Origin of the sequence: Sphingopyxis sp. (assembly GCF_036402335.1) — a bacterium.
Lineage (GTDB): Bacteria > Pseudomonadota > Alphaproteobacteria > Sphingomonadales > Sphingomonadaceae > Sphingopyxis.
This window is the reverse complement of sequence record NZ_DASWTD010000303.1, coordinates 1-7,289: the sequence shown is the minus strand read 5'-3', so window position 1 is coordinate 7,289 and position 7,289 is coordinate 1. Positions and strand designations below refer to the sequence as shown.

At 65.9% G+C, this 7,289-nt stretch carries 6 protein-coding genes; 5 read left to right on the top strand and 1 reads right to left on the bottom strand.

Annotated features, from left to right (window positions below; translation table 11 throughout):
- The coding region (locus VGD20_RS09380) for a GMC family oxidoreductase (protein ID WP_331134186.1) at positions 1 to 1,391 on the top strand (1,391 nt) is incomplete at its 5' end.
- Between the two features lie 14 nt (positions 1,392 to 1,405).
- On the opposite strand, the gene VGD20_RS09375 is transcribed toward VGD20_RS09380, so the two are convergent.
- Positions 1,406 to 2,416 carry a LacI family DNA-binding transcriptional regulator gene (locus tag VGD20_RS09375; protein ID WP_331134185.1) on the bottom strand — a complete coding sequence of 337 codons (1,011 nt, stop codon included), beginning with the start codon at positions 2,414 to 2,416 and terminating at the stop codon, positions 1,406 to 1,408.
- Between the two features lie 114 nt (positions 2,417 to 2,530).
- Here VGD20_RS09375 and VGD20_RS09370 point away from each other — a divergent pair, with 114 nt between their 5' ends.
- From VGD20_RS09370 to VGD20_RS09355, 4 genes are all read left to right on the top strand, one after another.
- Complete coding sequence (locus VGD20_RS09370; RefSeq protein ID WP_331134184.1) at positions 2,531 to 4,048, top strand: MFS transporter; 1,518 nt, start codon at positions 2,531 to 2,533, stop codon at positions 4,046 to 4,048.
- The gene (locus VGD20_RS09365) at positions 4,045 to 5,205 is read left to right on the top strand and encodes a Gfo/Idh/MocA family oxidoreductase (protein WP_331134183.1); all 1,161 of its coding nucleotides are present in this window, start codon (positions 4,045 to 4,047) and stop codon (positions 5,203 to 5,205) included. Before VGD20_RS09370 ends, VGD20_RS09365 begins: the two co-directional genes overlap by 4 nt.
- Positions 5,206 to 5,232: 27 nt before the next feature.
- Positions 5,233 to 6,255 carry a sugar phosphate isomerase/epimerase gene (locus VGD20_RS09360; protein ID WP_331134182.1) on the top strand — a complete coding sequence of 341 codons (1,023 nt, stop codon included), beginning with the start codon at positions 5,233 to 5,235 and terminating at the stop codon, positions 6,253 to 6,255.
- 180 nt (positions 6,256 to 6,435) lie between these two features.
- Positions 6,436 to 7,289, top strand: an 854-nt coding sequence (locus tag VGD20_RS09355; protein ID WP_331134181.1) for a TonB-dependent receptor, incomplete at its 3' end; no start/stop codon positions are given.

Genomic DNA, 7,289 nt, shown 5'->3' with positions numbered 1-7,289 from the left:
AGCATCCGTTCAGCTGGATCCGCGGCTATCATCTCGGCGGGCGTTCGCTCACCTGGGGGCGCGTGACGCCGCGACTGGGGCCGATCAACTTCACAGAGAATGCGGAAGACGGCCACGGCGTCGACTGGCCGATCCGTTACGAGGATATCCGGCCCTGGTACGATCATGTCGAGCGCTTCATCGGCGTGTCGGGGCAGTCGGACTATGATGCGCCGACCGCGCCGGTCGGGCGCTTCCAGCCGGGGATGCCGCTCAACCGCTGCGAGGCGCATGTCGCCGAGGGGATTGCGAAAACCTATCCCGACCGCCGGCTGATGATCGCCCCGTCGGCGATCCTGACGCAGGACCTCGGCGACCGCGCGGCGTGCCATTATTGCGGGCCGTGCCAGCGCGGCTGTTCGACCGGATCCTATTTCAGCTCGATCAGTTCGACGCTTCCGGCGGCCGAGGCGACGGGCAATCTCACCATCGTCACCGACGCGATCGTCGAGGGGCTGGATCACGATCCCGCGACGCGCAAGGTATCGGGCGTGCGCGTCATCGACTCGGCAAAGGGGACGCGCACCACCTATCGCGGGCGGATCGTCTTCCTCAACGCGTCGACCCTCGGCTCAACGCAAATCCTGCTCAATTCGACCAGCGAGCAATATCCGGAGGGTATCGGCAATACGAGCGGGGTGCTCGGCCATTATCTGATGGACCATCTGATGACCGGCGGCGCCTTCGGCATCGTGCCGGGGATGCTCGACAGCCAGCCGATCGGCAACCGCCCCGCTGGGCTCTACATGCCGCGGTTCCGCAACGTTGGAAAGAAGGACGCACCCTTCCTGCGCGGCTACGGCCTGCAGGGCGCCGCTGCGCGCTCCAACTGGACGCGCGGGGCGATGATGCCGGGTTTCGGCGCGCCGCTGAAGCAGTCGCTGCGCGAGCCCGGGCCGTGGTTCATCTATATTGCCGGCTTCGGCGAATGCCTGCCCTATTATGACAACCGGCTCAGCCTCGATGCGCAGAAGAAAGATAAATGGGGCATTCCCATTCTCAACACGCGGTTCGAATGGGGCGCGAACGAGAAATTGATGGCGGAGGACATCTCGAAGGAGGCGGTGGCGATGCTGATCACCGCGGGCGCCGTCGGCGTTCAGGCGATCCGGACGGCGATCCCGCCGGGCGGCCTCGCGATCCACGAAATGGGAACCGCGCGCATGGGGCGTGACCCGAAGACATCCTATCTGAACGGCTTCAACCAGTCGCACGAGGTTTCCAACCTGTTCGTCACCGACGGCGCGTGCATGACATCGACCGCCGCGCAGAATCCGTCGCTGACCTATATGGCGCTGACGGCACGCGCGGCCAATCACGCGGTCGAGCGGTTGAAGGCGGGCCAGCTCTGAAGCGCGCGCCGCGCTCAGCCGGCTGGTGGAGGGGCGGTGCTGGCGCGCACCACCAATTCATGGGGCAGGGTGATCGAGGCGAGCCCCTCCGCCTTCCTGGCGAGGATGGCGAGCAGCATCTCGACCGCCTTGCGGCCGATCGCTTCCTTGGGCTGGCTGATCGTGGTGAGCGCGGGATGGAAGGCGCGGGCATAGCGGATGTCATCGAAACCGATGACCGACACATCGCGCGGACAATCGAGGCCGCGCTCGCGAAGCGCCGCGATCGCGCCGATCGCCATTTCGTCGCTGAAGCAGAAGATGGCCGTCGGCGGTGCCGTCCCGGCCATCAGCTCGTGCGTCAATGCCTCGCCCGAATCGACCGAGAAATCGCCCGTCCGCACCGTCACTTCATCCCACAGGCGCTGCCCCGCCGCGGCACCCTGCACGCCGCTGAGCCGGTCGCGGCTGATCGGGCTCAGGAGTGGGCCGGTGATCACGCCGATCCGCCGGTGGCCAAGGTCGTAGAGATGCTGCATCGCCTCGGCGGCCGCGACGGCGTTGGCGATATGGACGCTCGAGACGTTGAGCCCCGGCTCGAACTCGCAGCCGTTGACGATCGGCGCCTCTTCGCCCTGCTTCGCCACCAGCGCGACCATGGTCGGCGCGAGCCGGTGACCGAGAAAGATCATCCCGTCGGCCTCGCGGCGCGTCAGCATCGCGGCATAATATTCCTCGCGCTCGCTGTCATGGTGAGTGTCGCCGATCAGCAGCGAGTAGCGCGCGGCGAGCGCGGCCTCCTCGGCACCGCGGATCACCGCCGAGAAGAAGGGGTTGGAGATGTCGGGAACGGTCAGGATAATCCGCTGCGACCGCGTCGTGCGCAGGCTTTGCGCGGCATAGTTGGGCGCATAGCCGAGGGCCTTCGCCGCCTGCAGCACCTGGCTGCGCCGCGGCTCGCTGACCGCGTCGGGGTTGCTCAATGCGCGTGACACCGTCGCGGTCGAAACGCCTGCCGCGCGTGCCACATCTGCAATCGTCGTCATTTGGAAAACGTTCTCTCATCATGAAAATCGTTGGGAAGCTTAGTATTATTGGCCTTGCGATTCAACGTCGCTGTGCATAATGTAATCCATTACAAAATGATGGGAGAGGGATCGGTGGACAGGGGTTTCGATTCGCGACGGCGGCTGTTCGGCATATCCTTTGCCGCGATCACCGCGACATCCTTCTGCTTCGTGCTGCGCGCGATGGTGGTCGACGAATGGGGCGTCGCCTTCGGGCTTTCGGAGACGCAGAAAGGCGAATTGCTCGGCGTCGGGCTGTGGCCCTTCGCGATTACCATCGTGCTGCTCAGCCTCGTCATCGACCGGATCGGATTCCGTCGCGCCTTCGGTTTCGCGGCGGCGTGCCACATCGTCGGCCTCGCCATATTGGTAACCGCGGGCGGCTATTGGTCGCTCTATGCCGGCACCTTCATCATGGCGCTGGGGAACGGCGCGGTCGAAGCCGCCGCCAACCCGCTCGTCGCGACGCTTTACAGCGAAGACAAGCCGCGCTGGCTCAACCGGCTGCACGCGGCCTGGCCGCTCGGGCTGATGCTGGGGGGCGTGATCGCCATCGCCTTCGGCGCGCATGTCGACTGGCGCGCGAAGACCGCGATCATGGCGGTTCCCGTGCTGATCTATGCCTTTGCGCTCTGGCGGCAGCGTTTCCCCGTCAGCGAGCGCGTCGCGGCGGGAGTGTCGTACCGCGATATGCTGAGGGAAGCCGGCTTCGTCAGCGCCTTCGTGATCCTGTCGCTGATGTGCGTCGAAATCGGGCGCGTCGCCGATCTGCCCGGGACGCTTGTCGTCTTTGCCGTCGCAGCGCTGACCGCTCTCTATGCCCTTTATGCCCGTTCGGCGGGGCATCCGCTCTATATCGTCCTTGTGCTTGTGATGATCCCGCTCGCGATTACCGAACTCAGCACCGACAGCTGGATCGTGTCGCTGATGGAGCCCGAACTGGCGCGCTGGGGGATCGAGGCGGGCTGGGTGCTCGTCTATACCGCCGCGATCGTTTTCGTGATCCGGCTGTTCGCAGGGTCGATCGTGCGAATTGCCACCCCGCTCGGAACCCTCGCCATTGCATCGGCGCTCGCCGCGATCGGGCTGTTCTGGATGGCGGGATCGAGCGGCGCGGCGCTGCTCGCCGCGGCGACCCTCTATGGCATCGGCAAGAGCTTCTTCTGGGGCACCAGTCTCGCGGTCGCGTCGGAACGTTTTCCGAAAGGCGGCGCGGTGACGGTCAATGTCATGGCGGGGGCGGGGATGCTCGCCGCGGGGATCGTCGGGGCAAGCCTGCTCGGCACGATCCAGGATCGCTCGACCGCCGCGGGGCTTTCGGCCTATGACCGGGCGCACGAAACGCGGCTTGCCGAAACGCATCTATCCGCACCGAAGCACGGCGTGTTCGGTTCGTATCGCGCACTCGACGCCGCGTCGGTCGCGCGTGCCCCCGAAGCCGAGCGGCGCGCAGTCGAGACGGTGGTTGTCGAGGGGAAGAAGGGCGCGCTGCGCGAGGTGGCGCTGCTCCCGGTGATGATGCTTGCGATTTATCTCGCCTTGATCCTCTTCTTCCGGTCGCGCGGGGGTTATGCGCCCGTCACCCTCGCCGCGACGCGGGGGGAGGCATGACCGCTCCCGTGCAGCCCCTCGCCATGGCTATGGTCGGCGGCGGCCCCGGCTCGTTCATCGGGCCGGTGCATCGCATGGCGGCCGAGCTCGACGGGGCGATATGCCTGCGGGCCGGCGTGTTCAGCCGCGATCATGCGCGTTCGCTGGAGGCAGCGGCGGGATATGGCCTCGATCCCGACCGTGCTTATCCCGATGTCGCGGCGATGCTTGCAGCCGAGGCGCAGCGTGACGACGGTATCGCCTTCGTTGCGATCACGACGCCCAACGACACGCATCTGCCGATCGCGGCGGCCGCGCTGGCGGCGGGCATTCATGTGATCAGCGACAAGCCGGCAACCGCGACGCTGGCCGAGGCACGGGCGTTGCAGGATCATGTCGCCGCATCGAACGCGCTTTATGCGGTGACCTATACCTACACCGGCTATCCGCTGGTTCGCGAGGCGCGCGAGCGTATCGCGCACGGCGATCTGGGCCGCATCCGCCGGATTCATGTCGAATATCCGCAGGGCTGGCTGGCCGAACCGGTCGAGCAGGGCGGCAACCGGCAGGCCGGGTGGCGTACCGACCCTGCGCGCACCGGCGTTGGCGGGTGCATTTCAGACATCGGTGTCCACGCCCTGAACCTTGCCGAATATGTATCGGGCGAGCGGATCGATCATCTGCTCGCCGATCTCGCGGCGGTCGTGCCCGGCCGCCAGCTCGACGACGATGCGACCCTCCTGCTTCGTTTTGCCGGTGGCGCACGCGGGCTGGTCGCGGCGACGCAGGTCGCGGCGGGGGCACGGAACGACCTGCGCCTTTCCATCTGGGGCGAGCGCGGCGGGCTGCAATGGTCGCACGCCGACAGCCAGCATCTCTATCTGCGCTGGCCCGACCGCCCGGACGAGATCGTCAGCGCGGGCGCGCCGTATCTGGGGGCCATGGCGGCGCGCGCGACGCGCTTGCCCGCGGGGCATCCCGAGGGCTTTATCGAGGCGTTCGCGAACATCTACCGGGATTTCGCCGGCGCGATCCGTGCCGCGACCCCGATCGCGCAAACGCCGCTTTGCGGGATCGAGGATGGCGTGCGCGGGCTGTGCTTCGTCGACGCCGCGCTCCGATCCTCCGCGCAAGGCGGAACCTGGCAACCGGTCGAAGAAGCCGGGCCGCGTCCCTGATTCCTCCCCTTTTCCGAAAGGTATTTCATGCGAACGATAAAAGGCCCCGCGATTTTTCTGGCGCAGTTCGAAGGCAATGAGCCGCCGTTCGACAGCCTCGCCGGGATGGCGGGCTGGGCGGCGGGGCTCGGCTACAAGGGGCTCCAGCTTCCGACCGGCGGGCGGCTGGTGAACCTCGAGCTTGCGGCGGAGAGCCGCGACTATTGCGACGAACTGACCGGCACGCTCGCCGGACATGGTCTCGCCATCACCGAACTTTCGACGCATCTTCAGGGTCAATTGATCGCGGTCGATCCGGCGCAGGACCGGCTCTTCGACGCCTTTGCGCCCGCGCATCTGCATGGCAAGCCAGAGGCGCGCAGGGAATGGGCGACCGGGCAGTTGCTGCTCGCGGCAAAGGCGAGCCGCAATCTGGGGCTCGATACCCATGTCACCTTCTCGGGCGCGCTCGCCTGGGCGAATTTCTATCCGTGGCCACAGCGTCCCGCGGGGATGATCGACGAAGCCTTCGCCGAGCTCGCGCGCCGCTGGCGCCCGATCCTCGACGCCTTCGACGATGCCGGGGTCGATGTCGCCTACGAAATCCATCCGGGCGAGGATCTGCACGACGGCGCCACCTTCGAGCGTTTCCTCGGCGCGGTCGATAATCACCCGCGCGCCAATATCCTGTACGACCCCAGCCACTTCCTGCTGCAGCAGCTCGACTATCTGGCCTTCATCGATCTCTATCACGATCGCATCAAGGCGTTCCATGTGAAGGACGCCGAGTTCCGGCCGAGCGGCCGGTCGGGGGTCTATGGCGGTTATCAGGACTGGATCGACCGCCCGGGGCGCTTCCGCTCGCTTGGCGACGGCCAGATCGATTTCCGGACGATCTTCTCGAAGCTCGCGCAATATGATTTCCCGGGCTGGGCGGTCCTCGAATGGGAATGCTGCCTGAAGCATCCCGAGGACGGCGCGCGCGAAGGGGCTCCGTTCATCGCGGAGCGCATCATTCGCGTCACCGACCGCGCGTTTGATGACTTTGCCGGCGGCGCCGACGGGGGCTGACGCGCCCCGGCGGCCGAAGGAGCCGAAACGAAAATGATAACGTTATCAAAAAGAAAAAGCAGGGCATTGCGACGAAATTTGTAATCGATTACTTGACTCGCGCCTCACTCTGGGTTTTACCCTTGAAAAACATGAACTGTAATCGAGTTCATGAAAAAGATAACAGGAGGGAGAGGCCCAATGGCATATCGTCTGCGTACCTATCTTTGCGTCACCGCCGCACTGGTGGCGTCGCCCGCACTCGCACAGGAGCAACCGGAAGCGCCGCAGGACGGCGATATCGTCGTCACCGCGACGCGAACCGAGTCGCTTGCCTCGAAAACTCCGATCGCGCTGACGGCGATCGGCGGCGAAGGGCTACGCGACGCGGGTATCAGCAATCCGACTCAGCTCGCCGACGTCGTCCCCAACCTGTCAATCGACCGCGGCAACGGGCTTCAGATCACGATCCGCGGCGTCACCAGCCGCGACGGTACCGAAAAGGGCGATCCTTCGGCGGCATTCCTGCTCGACGGCATCTATATCGCGCGTCCGCAGGCGCAGGAGGTCAGTTTCTTCGATCTCGAGCGCGTCGAGGTGCTGCGCGGCCCGCAAGGGACGTTGTTCGGCCGTAACTCGACCGCGGGCGTCGTCCATGTCATCTCGGCACGGCCGGTCGATCATTTCGCGGCGTCGGTCGACGCGACCTATGGCAATTTCGATACCGTCCAGGCGACCGCGATGATCAACGTGCCGGTCGCGCCCGGCTTCGCACTGCGCGGCGCGGTCAATTACGACCGCCGCGATTCCTATATCCGGCCCTGGGCGAACTCGCCCTGGAAGCTCGATCCGGGGAAGAAAAATCTGTCGGCCCGCCTGTCGGCGCTGATCGATTTCGGTCCTGACGTCACGCTGCTGCTGCGCGGCGATTACAGCAAGATCGACGGACGCCCCGCGAACACCGTGCGGCTGACCAACTTCTTCAACCGCCCGTTCACGCCGGGCACGCGCAGTCCGGTCTACAAGGACATCGGCTCGACGGCCCAGCAGACGCG

Coding starts and splice junctions, on each gene's coding strand:
- VGD20_RS09375 (WP_331134185.1), bottom strand. CDS start 2,416: ATGACGACGATTGCAGATGTGGCACGCGCGGCAGGCGTTTCGACCGCG.
- VGD20_RS09365 (WP_331134183.1), top strand. CDS start 4,045: ATGACCGCTCCCGTGCAGCCCCTCGCCATGGCTATGGTCGGCGGCGGC.
- VGD20_RS09360 (WP_331134182.1), top strand. CDS start 5,233: ATGCGAACGATAAAAGGCCCCGCGATTTTTCTGGCGCAGTTCGAAGGC.